At 71.5% G+C, this 14,906-nt stretch carries 14 protein-coding genes; 7 read left to right on the top strand and 7 right to left on the bottom strand.

Going from position 1 to position 14,906, the window contains the following annotated elements:
* The first annotated feature begins 83 nt into the window (after positions 1 to 83).
* From OOK07_RS02850 to OOK07_RS02840, 3 genes are all read left to right on the top strand, one after another.
* Positions 84 to 452 (top strand): hypothetical protein, encoded by a 369-nt coding sequence (locus OOK07_RS02850; RefSeq protein ID WP_266676650.1) that lies wholly within the window; start codon positions 84 to 86, stop codon positions 450 to 452.
* A 685-nt stretch (positions 453 to 1,137) separates the two neighbouring features.
* Positions 1,138 to 3,153 (top strand): NADPH-dependent 2,4-dienoyl-CoA reductase, encoded by a 2,016-nt coding sequence (locus OOK07_RS02845; RefSeq protein ID WP_266676649.1) that lies wholly within the window; start codon positions 1,138 to 1,140, stop codon positions 3,151 to 3,153.
* A 259-nt stretch (positions 3,154 to 3,412) separates the two neighbouring features.
* Entirely contained in the window at positions 3,413 to 3,964 is a 552-nt protein-coding gene (locus tag OOK07_RS02840) for a PadR family transcriptional regulator (protein ID WP_266794875.1), read from the top strand.
* A 12-nt stretch (positions 3,965 to 3,976) separates the two neighbouring features.
* Here the strand turns inward: OOK07_RS02840 and OOK07_RS02835 are convergent, their stop codons facing one another.
* Both OOK07_RS02835 and OOK07_RS02830 read right to left on the bottom strand, forming a co-directional pair.
* Complete coding sequence (locus tag OOK07_RS02835) at positions 3,977 to 4,531, bottom strand: hypothetical protein (RefSeq protein WP_266794874.1); 555 nt, start codon at positions 4,529 to 4,531, stop codon at positions 3,977 to 3,979.
* Between the two features lie 169 nt (positions 4,532 to 4,700).
* Positions 4,701 to 5,717: a fibronectin type III domain-containing protein gene (locus OOK07_RS02830; protein WP_406311226.1), complete on the bottom strand. Its 1,017-nt coding sequence runs from the start codon at positions 5,715 to 5,717 to the stop codon at positions 4,701 to 4,703.
* A 474-nt stretch (positions 5,718 to 6,191) separates the two neighbouring features.
* Between OOK07_RS02830 and OOK07_RS02825 the strand changes: the two genes are divergently transcribed.
* Positions 6,192 to 6,887 (top strand): glycoside hydrolase family 75 protein, encoded by a 696-nt coding sequence (locus tag OOK07_RS02825; RefSeq protein ID WP_266676644.1) that lies wholly within the window; start codon positions 6,192 to 6,194, stop codon positions 6,885 to 6,887.
* A gap of 419 nt (positions 6,888 to 7,306) precedes the next feature.
* Here OOK07_RS02825 and OOK07_RS02820 read toward each other — a convergent pair whose 3' ends face one another.
* The 3 genes from OOK07_RS02820 to dhaK are packed head-to-tail and all read right to left on the bottom strand — an operon-like array spanning position 7,307 to position 9,365.
* The gene (locus OOK07_RS02820) at positions 7,307 to 7,717 is read right to left on the bottom strand and encodes a PTS-dependent dihydroxyacetone kinase phosphotransferase subunit DhaM (RefSeq protein WP_266676642.1); all 411 of its coding nucleotides are present in this window, start codon (positions 7,715 to 7,717) and stop codon (positions 7,307 to 7,309) included.
* Positions 7,710 to 8,312: a dihydroxyacetone kinase subunit DhaL gene (gene dhaL / locus OOK07_RS02815; RefSeq protein WP_266794873.1), complete on the bottom strand. Its 603-nt coding sequence runs from the start codon at positions 8,310 to 8,312 to the stop codon at positions 7,710 to 7,712. The genes OOK07_RS02820 and dhaL overlap by 8 nt, the downstream gene beginning before the upstream one ends.
* A gap of 60 nt (positions 8,313 to 8,372) precedes the next feature.
* Positions 8,373 to 9,365, bottom strand: a complete 993-nt coding sequence (dhaK, locus tag OOK07_RS02810) for a dihydroxyacetone kinase subunit DhaK (protein ID WP_266794872.1) — start codon at positions 9,363 to 9,365, stop codon at positions 8,373 to 8,375.
* Positions 9,366 to 9,546: 181 nt separating this feature from the next.
* Between dhaK and OOK07_RS02805 the strand changes: the two genes are divergently transcribed.
* Positions 9,547 to 10,134, top strand: coding sequence for an Rv1733c family protein (locus OOK07_RS02805; RefSeq protein WP_266794871.1), 588 nt, complete (start codon positions 9,547 to 9,549; stop codon positions 10,132 to 10,134).
* Between the two features lie 151 nt (positions 10,135 to 10,285).
* Here OOK07_RS02805 and OOK07_RS02800 read toward each other — a convergent pair whose 3' ends face one another.
* The gene (locus tag OOK07_RS02800) at positions 10,286 to 10,651 is read right to left on the bottom strand and encodes a DUF6479 family protein (protein WP_266794870.1); all 366 of its coding nucleotides are present in this window, start codon (positions 10,649 to 10,651) and stop codon (positions 10,286 to 10,288) included.
* 120 nt (positions 10,652 to 10,771) lie between these two features.
* Between OOK07_RS02800 and OOK07_RS02795 the strand changes: the two genes are divergently transcribed.
* Together OOK07_RS02795 and OOK07_RS02790 are read left to right on the top strand one after the other, a co-directional pair.
* A complete protein-coding gene (locus OOK07_RS02795) occupies positions 10,772 to 11,143 on the top strand; it encodes a four-helix bundle copper-binding protein (protein ID WP_266676628.1) in 372 nt (123 codons plus the stop codon).
* A 244-nt stretch (positions 11,144 to 11,387) separates the two neighbouring features.
* The gene (locus OOK07_RS02790; protein ID WP_266794869.1) at positions 11,388 to 12,566 is read left to right on the top strand and encodes an acyl-CoA dehydrogenase family protein; all 1,179 of its coding nucleotides are present in this window, start codon (positions 11,388 to 11,390) and stop codon (positions 12,564 to 12,566) included.
* A 712-nt stretch (positions 12,567 to 13,278) separates the two neighbouring features.
* Here the strand turns inward: OOK07_RS02790 and OOK07_RS02785 are convergent.
* Complete coding sequence (locus OOK07_RS02785) at positions 13,279 to 14,724, bottom strand: glycoside hydrolase family 43 protein (protein WP_406311225.1); 1,446 nt, start codon at positions 14,722 to 14,724, stop codon at positions 13,279 to 13,281.
* Between the last annotated feature and the right edge of the window lie 182 nt (positions 14,725 to 14,906).

Genomic DNA, 14,906 nt, shown 5'->3' with positions numbered 1-14,906 from the left:
GACAGTGGTGCTTTTCTGGGGATGTGGCGCGGTTCGCGGGGAACCCGCACGGCCGCGCCATCGCCACGAGAGGAGCGATCACGATGGACCGTGTGCGACCGCACGAGGAGCCCGTAGCGCTCGAGATCAGCGGATGCAGCAAGGAGGACGCCCGGATCGTCTTCGACACGCTGTGCGCGTGCTTCGAGTCCGACCGTGGCCCGGACGAGGTGCCGCAGCAGCTCCACGAGACCCGTCCGATGGTGTGGCTCGGCACCTTCGAGGTCACCGACGCCCACGAGTGCCCGGCTCCCGCCCGGCTCTCGTCCTCGGTCGAGGTCGACGCCCAGGGCGGCTACTGGGCGATCGAGCGCCTGCGTACCACGCTGGACCCCCTGTTCTCGGTGCGTGACCTCACCTCGGCCTCGGGCGACCAGGAGCGGGAACTGCACGTACGTCTGGAAAGCCGCTGACCCGGCCGGCCTGATCCGGAAGAACGGGCTCCGGCGGCAGGGCCTGGCCGGTCGGCAGGCCGGGCACGGCACACAGGCAGACGGCGCGGACCGCGGGCAGGCCGGTGAGGCGGGTGCTCGTCGACGTCCATCAGGGCCGCGAGCCCGACGTGCGGGTCCGAGGCCCGGCCACCCAGCTTGGCCGCGATCCGGCAGAACCTCCGCCGCTGCCGCCGGCTCGGCGTCGGCCGCTCCCCGCCCTCGCAGCCCACGCGTTCACCATGTCCCCGCGGTCCGGCGGGAACGACCAGTCGCGCCCTCGTCGCCGTACGGGGCGGTGTCCACGCAGGCGTCGAGTGCCCACCAGGACCCCCGGCCGCCCGCCCGCGACCTCCACCGGCAGTGCGACCGGCCGGCCCGCGCCGTCGTGGAGACGGACGACGGCACGGCAGGTCACGGGCTCCGGGCCGGTCCTCCAGGACGGCGAGGACCGGCTCGTGGTCGTCGATCCCGGCCCGGTTCGGCCGGCGGATCAACTCCTGGGCGAGCGCGACCGCGGGGGCGACCACTTCGGCGTCTTCGGGGCTCATGGGGCCCCTGTGCCCCTGGGTGGCCCGAGTCACCCTCTCCCGCTTGTGCAACTAGTTGCAAAAGATGGCCGGGGTCCTCTACAACAGAGGCACCACACCGTGCACGGAGGACCCTGATGAGCCGTTACCCGCACCTGCTGAACCCGCTCGACCTGGGCTTCACCACGCTGCCCAACCGCGTCCTCATGGGCTCCATGCACGTCGGTCTCGAGGAGGCCGAGCGCGGCTTCGAGCGCATGGCGGAGTTCTACGCCGCCCGGGCACGCGGGGGAGTGGGCCTCATCGTCACCGGCGGCATCGCGCCCAACGACGCCGGACGGCCGTACGAGGGCGGTGCGAAGCTCACCACCGACGCGGAGGCCGAGCAGCACCGGCAGATCACCGACGCCGTACACCGCGAGGGCGGTCGGATCGCGATGCAGATCCTGCACTTCGGCCGGTACGCCTACCACCAGGACCTCGTCGCCCCGAGCCCCCTCCAGGCCCCGATCAGCCCCTTCCCGCCTCGCGAGCTCACCGACGCCGAGGTCGAGCAGACGATCGACGACTACGCACGCGCCGCCCGCCTGGCCCGGCAGGCCGGCTACGACGGCGTCGAGATCATGGGCTCCGAGGGCTACCTCATCAACGAGTTCATCGCCGCGCAGACCAACCAGCGCTCCGACCGCTGGGGCGGCTCGTACGAGAACCGCATGCGCTTGCCCGTCGAGATCGTCCGCCGTGTCCGTGAGGCCGTCGGCGAGGACTTCATCATCGTGTACCGGCTGTCCATGCTGGACCTGGTCCCGGGCGGTTCCACCCTCGACGAGGTGATCACGCTCGCCAAGGCCGTCGAGGCGTCCGGCGCGACGATCATCAACACCGGCATCGGCTGGCACGAGGCCCGCATCCCCACCATCGCGACCTCCGTGCCGCGCGGCGCCTACACCTGGGTCACCAAGAAGCTCATGGGCGCGGTGTCGGTCCCGCTCGTCACCACCAACCGCATCAACACCCCCGAACTGGCCGAGGAGTTGCTCGCCGGAGGGTACGCGGACATGGTCTCCATGGCCCGCCCGATGCTCGCCGACCCGGACTTCGTCGCCAAGGCCGCGGACGGGAAACCGGAGGCCATCAACACCTGCATCGGCTGCAACCAGGCCTGCCTCGACCACACCTTCAGCGGCAAGATCACCTCCTGCCTGGTCAACCCGCGCGCCTGCCACGAGACCGAGCTGGTCCTCTCGCCGACCCGGCTGCGCAAGCGCGTCGCCGTCGTCGGCGCGGGACCGGCCGGACTCGCCTGCGCCGTGTCGGCGGCCGAGCGCGGCCACGAGGTCACCCTGTACGACGCCGCGAGCGAGATCGGCGGCCAGCTCAACGTCGCGCGCAGGGTTCCCGGCAAGCAGGAGTTCGACGAGACCGTCCGCTACTTCCGTCACCAGCTCGACGCGCACGGCGTGGACGTACGCCTCAACACGCCTGTGACAGCAGGGGACTTGGCGGACCACGACGAAGTCGTCGTTGCCACCGGCGTCACCCCGCGCACCCCGGACATCCCGGGCGTCGACCACCCGAGCGTCGTCGGCTACCTCGACGTCCTGCGCGACAACGCACCGGTCGGCGATCGCGTCGCCATCCTCGGCGCGGGCGGCATCGGCTTCGACGTCGCCGAGTTCCTCACCGACGGCGGAGACAAGGCGAGCGAGGACCCCGAGACGTACTTCCGCCAGTGGGGCGTCGACATGGACTACAGCGCGCCCGGCGGACTCGCCGCTCCCGAGCGTCCCGCCCCGCCGCGCACCGTCCACCTCCTGCAGCGCAAGCCCACCAAGGTCGGCGCGGGCCTCGGCAAGACCACCGGCTGGATCCACCGCACCGAGCTCAAGCACCGCGGCGTGACCATGGTCCCCGGCGTCCGCTACGACCGTATCGACGACGCCGGACTCCACGTCACCGTCGGCGAGGAGAGCACGGTCCTGGCCGTCGACACGATCGTGCTGTGCACCGGGCAGGAGCCGCGCCGCGGCCTGTACGAGGAACTGGTCGCCGCGGGCCGCAGCGCGCACCTGATCGGCGGCGCCGACGTGGCCGCCGAACTCGACGCCAAGCGGGCCATCAAGCAGGGCACGGAGATCGCCGCCGCCCTCTAGCAGGTAGGGCCTGTCGCGAAAGCGGCGTCTGCCGCGCGACGCCCGGCACGCTCTCCCACTGCCTTCAGGGTGGGGGAGGTGTGCCCGCACTCGCCGCCGCCCGAAAGCCCGCGTACTCCCGGTAGGAGGGTTCCCGGGCGGTACTCCGTCCAGCCTCCGGCCGGGGCCCCGGAGCACGGACCGGACGCCGCGCGGCCGCCCCTGGGGCGGCGACGCCTCTTTGACGACAGGCCCTGGCCGCCGTTCCTAGGATGACTCCATGTCCCTCCCGCACGCGATCCTCACCGCCCTTCTCGAAAAGCCGTCCTCGGGGCTGGAGCTGACCCGCAGGTTCGACAGGTCGATCGGCTACTTCTGGTCGGCGACGCACCAGCAGATCTATCGCGAGCTGGGAAAACTGGAGGCCGAGGGCCACATCCGGGCCCTCCCGTCAGAGCAGCCGGCCCGGGGGCAGAAGAAGAGCTACGAGGTCCTGCCCGCGGGCCGTGCCGAACTGGCCCGCTGGACCGCCGCGTCCCAGGACCCCAAGCCGCACCGCGATGTGATGCTGCTGAGGCTGCGCGCGGCGGCCGTGGTGGGCACGGACGGTCTGGAGACCGACCTGCGCCGTCATCTGGAGCTGCACCGGCTGCAGTTGGCCGAGTACCAGGAGATCGAGAAGCGCGACTTCCCGCCCGGCAAGGACGCTCCCCAGGACCGGCTGCGGCACCTCGTGCTGCGGGCGGGCATCGACCTGGAGACCTTCTGGACCCAGTGGCTCACCCACGCCCTGGAGGAGTTCGCCGAACTGCCCGGTCCCGCGACGGCGTGAGCGCGGCCGCCCTCAGAGCCGGTTCGGCTTGGCACGGCGGCGCAGGTACCAGCCCGTCGCGATGACGCCCGAGCCCACCAGGGCGGCACCCACTCCGAGCGTGACCGGGCCGTAGTCCTTGACGGCGCCGCCGAGTCCGCCCATCACACCGAGCGAGGGCGAGGGTTTGGCCGTAGCCGAGATGGTGGGAGTGGAGGCGGGGGCGACGATGACCGACTGGGTGCCCGCGGTGCTGTTGTTGAACGAGCACATGACCACCACCGTGTAGGTGCCCGGGCTCACGTTCGACCAGGCCGCCGACTGCAGCGCGGTGGTCCCGGACAGTGACACCTGCCGCCCCTGGGCGAAGTTCGTCTGACTGCTGTTGAGCAGCGAGGCGGTGCCCCAGCTGCCGCTGCTGGTGGTCCGCGAGCAGGCGCTGGTCGTCACCGAGACCGTGGTCCCGCTGGTGCTCACCGAGATCCCCGCCCCCTGCGCCGCGGCCGGCACGGCGGCGAGGGCGACAGGGAGCGCGGCGGCGGCTGCCGCGGTCAGGGCGGAGCGGAGGAGTGGCTGGGAGTTGCGCATTGGTCTGCCCTCCGACGGCACGGTTGGCGGTACATCCCTTGCGCCGCCGAGGGTCGGGAATCACCCGTGCTGCCTCAGGGGCAGCCAACGTCCTCACGGCCCGCCCCGCATGCGGACGGCCGCCGGGCAGGTGACGGATTCCTTCGTCCGGCCCATGCGCGGAGCGCCGTCACGGCCGGGAGCCGCCGCCCGCCCCGGTCGTCACGCTCCGCTGAGCCGAGTAGCCGCCCCAGCTGCCGTCGGGTAGCTTCGCCCGGATCCGCACACGGTGGGTCACGCCGGCTTCCCGGCCGACGTAGAACGAGTACGACGCCCGGGCGCGCGGCGCGTCCCCGCCATAGACCAAGGAGGTGGCCGTCCGGCCGTCGAGGCGGATCTGGTACTCCGTGACCACGCCGTCCGTTCGCGGCGGGACCCAACGGAGGTCGAGGTAGTACGCCCCGTCGGTGCGGTGGCTCGTCGCACCGAAGCCGGTGGGCGCCGTGTTCCGCCCGTCGTCGGAACCGGGGGTGGTGAGGCGGACGGTGCCGCTGGGAGGCGAGACGTTGTCGGCCGCGTCGCGGGCCCGGACGGTGAAGGCGTACCGGGTGCCCGGCCGCAGCCCCGTGACCACCGTCGCCGTCTGCGCCCAGCCCACGCTGTGGATCCTGGAGGAGCCCTGGTGGATGTCGTACGACACCACGGCCCGGTCGTCGGTCGACGCGGACCAGGACAGCTCGACGGCCCTGCTGCCGGCCACCCGGCCCCGCGCCTTCCCCGGACGGGTGGGCGCCGTGTCGTCCGCAGCCGCGGCCGCGGGAGTCGTCGCCCGCACCCCACGCCCGGGCGGCCCGAGCCGGCCCTCGGTGTTCCGCGCCCGCACGGTGAAGACGTACACGGTGGAGGGTCTGAGCCGGACGACGTCCACCATGTGCTCGGAACCGGGCACCTCCTCGACCTTTGTGGTGCCGCGATACACCTCGTAGACGCTGACGCGAGGGTTCGCGGACACCGCGTTCCACATCACGTGCACGCTCGACGAACTGCCCGCCGCCGCGGTCACGCCCGAGGGTGCTCCCGGCGCCAGGCCGTCGTCACCACTCCCGTTGCCGCTCCCGGCGCAGGCCCCGGCCGAGGCCAGTGCCGCGCAGAGGGCCAGGGACCGGTACACGAGAACGGACCGGTACACGAGAACGGATCGGTACACGAGAACGGATCGGTACACGAGAACGGATCGGTACACGAGAACGGTGTCGCGACGCACGGCTCAGCCTCCCCGGACGGCACGGCGGCAATGGTCCGTACCAATATGGGGTCCTGGCGTGGCCGTATCAAGAGGGCGGTGTTCGGTGCAGCCCCGGAGGCGGCTGCGTCGGTGGCCGCCCGCGGAAGTTACGTATGCCGAAGCTCCTCGCGGCTGAACTCTCCTTGAGGGCTTGTGAGTTCATGCCGGTGGCGTGGGCGCTGTCGTCGCTGTTCCCGCGCCGGACACGGGTGGCCGGGCGGCCGGAGCCGACGCAGGCTCAGACGCCCGGCCCCTGCCGGACATTCCGCGACGCGCCACGCCGTGACCTGCCTGAAGCCGTGCGCCGTCCTGCCCGCCTACGGTGGCCGCATGATCGTTACGGCACCAGATCGGGCCGAATGCCCGTCAGTTTCCCGGAGGAGAGGGGCCCTCATCGTGCGTGTCCAGTCGCTGACCCTGGCCGTGGCCGGAGCCGTGCTGCTTGCCCCGTCGATGCTGTCCGGCGCCGGACCCGGCGGCCGGGCGGAGCCGGTGTCCTGGCGTGAGGGCGACGTCCCGGCCGCCAGCCTGCTGGCCAAGGTGCGTGACTGCACCCAGGTCTCCCACGGCAGGTTCCGCGGCGACGCCGGCAAACCGGCCACCATCCCGGTGTGCGGCACCCGGCGCGCCGTCTTCTGGAAGGCCGACATGGACATCGACTGCGACGGACAGCCGGGCCCGCGCTGCAACCGCCGCAGCGATCCGCAGTTCTCCCGCGCCACCGCCTTCCAGCAGTCCGACGGACGCCACCTGAGCGCCGAACGCCTCCCGTACATCGTCGTGCCCGCCGCCAGCCGCATCTGGAACCCCCGCGACTACGGCGTCCGCGGCGGTTCGGTCGTCGCCGTCGTCTACCGGGACCGTGTGCAGTACGCGGTGGTGGGCGACATCGGCCCGCGCGACACCATCGGGGAGGCGTCCTACGCCACCGCCAAGGGCCTGGGTATCGCCCCGGCTCCGCGCAGCGGCGGCACGCCCTCGGGGGTCACCTACATCGTCTTCAAGTACTCGCAGGCCGAGCCGATCGAGAGCCATGAGGCCGCCGTCACGGCGGGGCGGCGGCTGGCGCGGCAGTTCGTACAGGACCGGTGAACCCCCGGGAGGTGCTCGGACGCCGCTCACCCGGCGCCGGCCCGTCGCCGACCGGCCGGATCCGCCGTTGACGTCGCTCGCCGCGTCCTGACCGGGCGAGGAACACCATCGAGGCGGCCCGCTCCTGAGGCTCACCGGTCCGCCCCCGGCCGCCTCCCGGGGGCTGGGGGCCGGAGCCCCCGTGGCTGAGGCACGGACCGAGAGCAGCGCGCCTGGCGCACCGTGGCACCGTCCCGGAGGCCGCCTCGGACGTCGTGTTCACGATCGCTCCGGCGCCCGCCCCGCGCGCTGCCGTCGAGCACTGCGCACGGTGCAGGCGGACGGGGAGCCGGCCCTCCGCGACGGCGGAGGCCCGGCTCATGGAGACCATGTGCTCGGCCCCCATCGCCGCGGCGGAAGGGCTGGGCTGGACCGTCCGCTCAGACCTTCCGGTAGGTGTACGCGTCCGCGGCCGCCGCCTCCACCGCCGCGAGGTCGGCGCCCGTGGCCGCTGTGACCACCGCGGCCACCGCTCCCTCCACGAAGGGGGCATCCACCAGCCGGGTGTTGTCGGGGAGTTCGTCGCCCTCGGCGAGCAGTGCCTTCACCGTGAGCACGGCACTGCCGAGGTCGGTGAGCACGGCGACCCCGGCGCCCCGGTCAACGGACGCGGCAGCCGCGGCGATCAGCTCCGAGCTCGTGCCGATCCCGCCGCCCTCGGTGCCGCCCGCCGGGGCGACGGGCACCGAAGTCCCGCCGCCCGCAAGCCCCTTCGCCAGCTCCGCCACCGACGCGGCCACCTCGGCGCTGTGCGAGACCAGCACGATCCCGACCTGCTTGTCGTCACTCACCGCCGGCCTCCGCGAGGGCTCCGATGAGCAGCGCCGACGAGGTGGCGCCGGGATCCTGGTGCCCGATGCTGCGCTCCCCGAGATAGCTGGCCCGGCCCTTGCGGGCCTGCAGCGGCGTCGTCGCGAGCGCGCCCTGCTCGGCGGCGGCCCCGGCCGCGGCGAAGCCGCCGTCGCCCATGGCGTCCACGGCGGGCACCAGCGCGTCGATCATGGTCTTGTCGCCCGGCGCGGCGCCGCCGAGCGCCATGACGGCGTCCACCCCGGACCGCAACGCCTCGGCGAACTGTGCCTGGCTGACCTCACCGGCGTCCCCGAGCGCCTTGCCCGTACGGCGCAGCAGCGTGCCGTACAGGGGCCCCGACGCGCCGCCGACGGTCGAGATCAGCTGTCGTCCGGCGAGTGTCAGGACCGCACCCGGCGTCGGGGGTGCCTCCTTGTCCAGCGTCGCGGTCACGGCCCGGAACCCGCGTTGCAGATTGCTGCCGTGGTCGGCGTCCCCGATGGGCGAGTCGAGAGCGGTGAGCCGTTCCGCCTCGCGGTCCACGGACGCGGCGGCCGCCGTCAGCCAGCGGCGGAAGAAGTCGGCGTCAAGCACTGGATCTCCTTGCGTGGTAGGTACGTTGACCGTTGACACCCGGGCGGCCCGCAGGCCGGCCTACATCCCCCAGCGCAGCCCCGGCGTCTTCACCGGTGCGTCCCACAGCCGGAGCAGTTCCTCGTCGACCTGGCACAGCGTGACCGAGGCGCCCGCCATGTCGAGCGAGGTGACGTAGTTCCCCACCAAGGTGCGGGCGACGGCCACGCCACGCTGGGTGAGCACGCGCTGCACCTCGGCGTTGAACCCGTACAGCTCCAGCAGGGGCGTCGCGCCCATGCCGTTGACCAGCACGAGGACCGGGTTGCGCGCGGGCATGTCCTCGAGGATCGCGTTCACCGCGAACTCGGCGATCTCACCCGAGGTCATCATCGCCCGCCGCTCCCGGCCGGGCTCGCCGTGGATGCCGATGCCGAGTTCCAGCTCGCCGGACGGCAGGTCGAAGGTCGGACTGCCCTTGGCCGGGGTGGTGCAGGCGCTGAGCGCGACGCCGAAGCTGCGGGAGTTCTCGTTGACCTGCCGGCCGATCGCCTGCACCCGCTCCAGTGGCTGCCCCTCGTCCGCCGCGGCACCCGCGATCTTCTCCACGAACAGCGTCGCTCCGGTGCCCCGGCGTCCGGCCGTGTAGAGGCTGTCGGTGACCGCCACGTCATCGTTGACCAGCACCTTGGCGACCTGGATGCCCTCGTCCTCGGCGAGCTCGGCCGCCATGTCGAAGTTGAGCACGTCACCCGTGTAGTTCTTCACGATGAACAGCACGCCCGCCCCGCTGTCCACGGCGGCCGCCGCGCGGGCCATCTGATCGGGAACCGGCGACGTGAACACCTCGCCGGGGCAGGCAGCCGACAGCATGCCGGGGCCCACGAATCCGCCGTGCAGCGGCTCGTGTCCGGAGCCACCCCCGGAGATCAGGGCGACCTTCCCCGCCACGGGGGCGTCCCGCCGTACGATCACCCGGTTCTCCACGTCGATGATCAGCTCGGGATGGGCCGCCGCCATGCCGCGAAGCGCATCCACGACCACGGACTCCGGGACGTTGATCAACATCTTCATGGTTCCTCCTGATGAGCCTGGCACCTCTGGGCAGTATCGACCTTGCGACCGCGGCGGTCACGTGGACCGGCAGGGCGTTTGTACGACTGCTCCCCACAGGTCGACCCTCCCATTCGGGATCGCGGAGTGAGACCTTTTAGGTGTGTCCGTCCTCATTGCGCCCTTTGAGGAGGTGTGACCGATGCGAAAGGTCAGACGGGTGAGGGTCCTGGGGTGGCGCTGGCGGAGCAATCCGCTGAGGCGGCGCAGCGACCTGCTGGAGGCGTGGATAGTGCTGGCCGCCTGGGCCGTCGCGACCCTGGGGGCGGTCGCCGCCGGTGTCGTCGGCGCCCAGGCCGCACAGCGCGCGGTGGAGCGGGACCGGGCGGAACGCCGGCCCGTGACCGCCGTACTGATCAAGACCGTGTCCGGCAGCGGACGGGACGTGGTCACCGGTGCGCGCTACGACCGTGTCCTCGCGAAGGTCCGCTGGACGGACGAGAAGGGCACCGTGCGCACGGGCTCGACCGAGGTGAAAGCCGCGACCAGGTCGGGCAGCCCGGTGGCGGCGTGGACGGACGGGCGCGGCCACCTGGTGACGCCGCCCGTCAGCTCCACGGAGGCGACGGCGCGGGCGGTGCTGGCCGGTACCGGCGTCGCCCTGGTCACCGGCGCCCTGGTCCTCGTCGGCGGCCGCCTGATGCGCATACGGGTGGAGCGCCGGGCCACCGAACGGTGGGGCGCCGAGTGGGAGCGGGTCGGCCGACGGTGGGGGCACACGACGGGGTGACGCGTCCGCCGCGCGACGCTTCCACCGGGGCGACGGGCGCGGGGGGCGCCGCCGCGGGTTCCCGCAGGGCGAACCGAAGGCCGGTCCTGCGGCAGGCGCCCGTGCTTACCGCGGGGCCGCCCGTCCGGTGTCGACGCGGACGGCGCCGACGTCAGCCGGTGCCGGGACCGCCGCTGCCGAAGGAACCGCTGCCGCCGTCGCGCCAGCGCGGCCGGTCCTGCGACGGACTCGTCCGGGTCGGCGCATTGCCGTGGCCGGGAATCTCGTGCGGTGTCAGCCGGTGGTCGCTGTGCGGCACCTCGTCGGGCTCGCGGTTCTCCAGCACCTCGCGGACCGGGCCTTCGTCCGGCAGCCGCGGCTGATCCTCGGGGCGCGGCGGACCGGGCTCGCGGCCCCGGATACGTGCGCCGAGCCAGAAGGCGCCGATCAGCAGTGCCACGACCACCACACCCGTCACGACCAGGCCGATCCCGAGTGCGCCGCGGCCTGCGGCGATGTCCATCCATGCGGAACTCATGGGCCGCGGGTACCCGAGCGGCCCGAGGTGAACCAGCCCTCCCGGCGATCCGCCCCGGCGAGCGCCAGAAGCCCGCGCTTCCCGGTGTTTGGCGCGATCGGCTCCGGCAACCCGGCCGACGTGACTTCGACGACCCAGCAGGAGCTCTTCCGGTTCCTGGAGGACCGCTTCGCCGTCGCTCAGGCGTGCACCGAGTGTGCGCGCGCCTGCGCTCTGCGCGCGAGCCTCGTGGACCCGGACGGCACACAGGAGCAGGAACTCGTACGACGTAAGGGCATCATGTGCGCGGAGGTGTGTGACGCGACCTGCCGGGTGCTGACCGAGCAGAACCGGCTGGACGAGGCCGGCATCCGCATCCAGGTGGAGTGGTGCCGCGCCGTGTGCCTGGAGTGCGCGCACGTCTTCGACCGGCTGCCGGGCGCGGAGGACGGAGCGAAGGCCGGCCGGGACTGCGCACGGGCGTGCACGGACTTCCTCGCCACGCTGAACTGACGACGCGAGGCGAGGCACAGCGCCGGGCGGTCGAGGGGGTACTCGCGGACCGGGGCCTCGCCCCGAGGGAGGCGGGAGCGGCCGGGCCCAGCGGGCAACTTCCGTCGCGCACCGACCGGTTCGAGACGAAGGGGCCCCGGACGGTGACCGCGGGCCCCTTTCCGTACGTCTCGGCATTCCCAATTTCTGGAACACGTTCTACGGTGTGCGCCGTCAGGACCGGCCTGCGAAGCCTGGAGGCGCCGTGCACCTCGAATACACGCCCGAACAGCTGCGACTGCGCAGTGAACTGCGCGCCTACTTCGCTGAGTTGGTGCCCGACAACGCGTACGCCAGGCACGGCGACCCGGCCACGCAGAAACGCTTCTACCGCGAGACGATCCGGCGCCTGGGCACGGACGGATGGCTCGGCGTGGGCTGGCCCAAGGAGTACGGCGGGCGCGGACTGACGGCGATGGAGCAGTTCATCTTCTTCGACGAGGCCGCCCAGGCAGGCGTACCGCTGCCCCTGATGGCGCTGAACACGGTCGGACCGACGATCATGCAGTTCGGTACGGACGAGCAGAAGGCGTACTTCCTGCCCAAGGTCCTTTCCGGCGAGATCGACTTCGCGATCGGCTACAGCGAGCCTGACGCGGGCACCGACCTGGCCTCGCTGAAGACGCGCGCGGTGCGCGACGGCGACCAGTACGTCGTCAACGGGCAGAAGATCTGGACGACCAACGGCGACACCGCGGACTGGGTGTGGCTCGCCACGCGCACCGACCCGGACGCCCCGCCCCACAAGGGCATCACCATGCTGCTCGTCCCGACGACCGATCCCGGCTACTCCTGGACGCTCATCAACACTCTCGCCTCGCACGACACCACGGCCAGCTACTACGAGAACGTCCGCGTCCCCGTCTCCCGCCGCGTCGGCGCCGAGAACCAGGGCTGGCGGCTGATCACCAACCAGCTCAACCACGAACGCGTCACCCTCGCCGCCCACGGCACCATGGCGATCCGCGCCCTCCAGGACGTGCAGCGCTGGGCCGTCGAGACCAAGCTCGCCGACGGCAGCCGCGTCGTCGACCTGCCCTGGGTGCGCCGACGCCTCGCCCAGACGCACACCAGGCTCGACGCGATGAAGCTCCTCAACTGGCAGATGGTGAACGCCGTGCACAACGGCACCCTGACCCCGCAGGACGCCTCCGCCGTCAAGGTCTACGGCTCCGAGGCCCGCCGGGACGCCTACGCCTGGCTGATGGAGATCGTCGGCGCCGCGGGCGTGCTGAAGGAGGGCTCGGCCGGCGCGCTGCTCCACGGTGAACTGGAGCGCGGCTACCGCTCCGCCGTGATCTTCACCTTCGGCGGCGGCAACAACGAGATCCAGCGGGAGATCATCTCGTGGATCGGTCTGGGGATGCCGCGGGTACGGCGTTAGCCCGCTGTGACGAGGATTTATAGTTGGCACAAAAGAGGGATAGTTGGCACTGGCGATGGCCGCTCGGTCTGATCGGCACCAAGCCTCTCCGTTTGTGCCCACCCACTCTGACCTGTTGCTTTCGGCGGGCTGTCTATCGTGCTGAAGTGGTGTGCGTGAGTCCCCTCGGCGATGTTGGAGGCCGCAGAGGTGCCAAGCGGCAGATTCTGGTCACAGACCTGCAGAGTCGCGCCGCAAAGAGACTTGGACGTTGAGGCAAGCGGAATAGGCGGCCTTGACGAACTTCGGCGTTGAGTGCGCCGGCAGGAGTTCCTCGTACCCGGCGGCGAGGCAGGGGTGTTCGGGCGTGGCCAGGTGCACGTCGTCCGGTTAGGCGCGGCTGCATGGGTTCGCCGTTGCCAGGGCCGATCACGGTGAGCCGGGCCAGGCGCGCTTCGACGGCGGCTTGGCCGTCGTCGACCGCGGCGCGTTCGTCATCGGTCAGCGGTCCGCTCACCCTCCGTGATCGTCGGCGGGGGGACGTGAAAACGGCCGCACGACTGGCGGTTACAGCCCGTGGAGCGCAGGTCCGGCCAGGACTCGTCCCGGCGCGGCGCGACGAAGCGGGAAACCACGGATTCCCGTCCGAAGACCGGCGCGTAGCGGCACAGCAACGGACGGGAAGGCCGGAATCCTGGGGCTTCAGCCCGAGGAGCAGGTCAACGCGGTGCGGTTACGCGGCGCGGGTGAACTGCCACCAGTTCATGTTGAACAGGTAGCCGCTGCCGCCGGCGAACCGCAGGTAGAGGTCCTGGGTTCCGGTCGCGCCGCTCACCGGGCAGGTCACCGTGGTCCAGGCCTGCCAGCCGCCGGTGTTCGGCACAGTGCACCGGCCCACGACCGTCCCGCTCGGACTGCCCAGGCGCAGCTCGACGGTGCCGCCGCTGGCGGCGGAGGCCACGCGCGCAGTGTAGGAGGACGCACCCGCCCCGAAGGCCACTCCCTTGACCTTGATGTAGTCGCCGTCTTCGATCCAGCCGACGTCCATTCCGCCGTCACTGGTCCATTCGGTCTCGATCCCGGAACCCCAGGCGATCGTCTCGGCCTCCTGGCGTACGTACGGGTCAAGTGCACCGACCTGGGGAGCACCGGTGGTCGTCATGTTGATCGTCGGGATCGTTCCGTCAGCGTTGTAGGAGAACTTCTCCACTGCGACCGAGCGGGTGAAGTTGCCGCCGCCCGGGAGGGCGCCGTTGTGATAGAAGAAATACGAGTTGCCCTGAAAGTCCACGATGCCCGGGTGGTTGGTGAAGCTGTTGCCCTGGGCGGGCATGACTGTTCCACGGTAGGTCCACGGCCCGGTCGGGCTGGGTGCCGTGGAGTAGGCGATGAACTCCGAGCAGCACTTGGCCGCGTACACCATGTAGTACAGGCCGTTCCGCTTGTAGACCCAGGGTGCTTCTTCGTACAGCGTGGGACGGTCAGGGTTGTCGGTGCGGGTTCCGAAGCCCGCGGTGGTGAGCGGAATTTGGACGGGGCTGCCTGCGTAGGAGGTCATGTCCGCGTTCAGCTTGACGTACCACAGGTTCGGATTTCCCCAGTACAGGTACGCCTGGCCGTCGTCGTCGATGAAGACGGTCGGGTCGATCTCACTGTTCTCGATCAGCGGGTGGCCGAGGGCGTCCCGGAAGGGTCCAGTGGGGCTGTCCGACACCGCCACGCCGATGGCCATCCGGCCGGTCGCCCGGGCCGTCACCGGCACATACCAGTAGAACTTGCCGCCCCGTTCGACGGCCTGGCCCGCCCACGCGTCGGTGGACGCCCAGCTGAAGGTGGCCAGGCTGAGCGGCGAGCCGTGGTCGGTCCAGTTGACCATGTCGGCGGAGGACCACACCCGCCAATCCTTCATCACGAAGGAGGAGTTGGAGCCGTCCTCGTCGTGCCCGGTGTAGAGGTAGACCCGTCCGTTGTAGACCAGCGGGGCCGGGTCGGCGGTGTAGACGTTCTGCACGATCGGGTTGTCGGCCCTGGCCGCCGTGGGATGCATCGCGGCGGGAAGGACGGCGAACGCCAACATGAGGATCAGCACCCAGGTTGCCCGGGCGAGTCTCGTACCGGTGGCGGGTGATCTCACTGCGGTCGGGTGAGCCGTTGGCCTGTGGACGGCGGTACTGGCCATGGAGTGGTCCTTTCTGGTGCTGCAGGCCGGTGACTGAGCAGCTGGTCAGATGTGGGGGAGGGACGTTGCTGTGCTCGGGGTGTGGTCAGTGCGAACCGTGCGATGCGGATGGCGCCGCCGAGTGTCTGCGTGGCGCAGCTGGAAGGGCGAAGCGGTAGCCCGTGAAGAAACTGCCAGGTGGT

Origin of the sequence: Streptomyces sp. NBC_00078, assembly GCF_026343335.1 — a bacterium.
Lineage (GTDB): Bacteria > Actinomycetota > Actinomycetes > Streptomycetales > Streptomycetaceae > Streptomyces.
This window is presented reverse-complemented; position numbering and strand designations above follow the sequence as displayed.

Bases quoted from the DNA above. Each gene is read 5' to 3' on its own strand.
- OOK07_RS02850 (WP_266676650.1), top strand. From the start codon at position 84: ATGGACCGTGTGCGACCGCACGAGGAGCCCGTAGCGCTCGAGATCAGC.
- OOK07_RS02845 (WP_266676649.1), top strand. From the start codon at position 1,138: ATGAGCCGTTACCCGCACCTGCTGAACCCGCTCGACCTGGGCTTCACC.
- OOK07_RS02840 (WP_266794875.1), top strand. From the start codon at position 3,413: ATGTCCCTCCCGCACGCGATCCTCACCGCCCTTCTCGAAAAGCCGTCC.
- OOK07_RS02835 (WP_266794874.1), bottom strand. From the start codon at position 4,531: ATGCGCAACTCCCAGCCACTCCTCCGCTCCGCCCTGACCGCGGCAGCC.
- dhaK (WP_266794872.1), bottom strand. From the start codon at position 9,365: ATGAAGATGTTGATCAACGTCCCGGAGTCCGTGGTCGTGGATGCGCTT.
- OOK07_RS02805 (WP_266794871.1), top strand. From the start codon at position 9,547: ATGCGAAAGGTCAGACGGGTGAGGGTCCTGGGGTGGCGCTGGCGGAGC.
- OOK07_RS02800 (WP_266794870.1), bottom strand. From the start codon at position 10,651: ATGAGTTCCGCATGGATGGACATCGCCGCAGGCCGCGGCGCACTCGGG.
- OOK07_RS02785 (WP_406311225.1), bottom strand. From the start codon at position 14,724: ATGGCCAGTACCGCCGTCCACAGGCCAACGGCTCACCCGACCGCAGTG.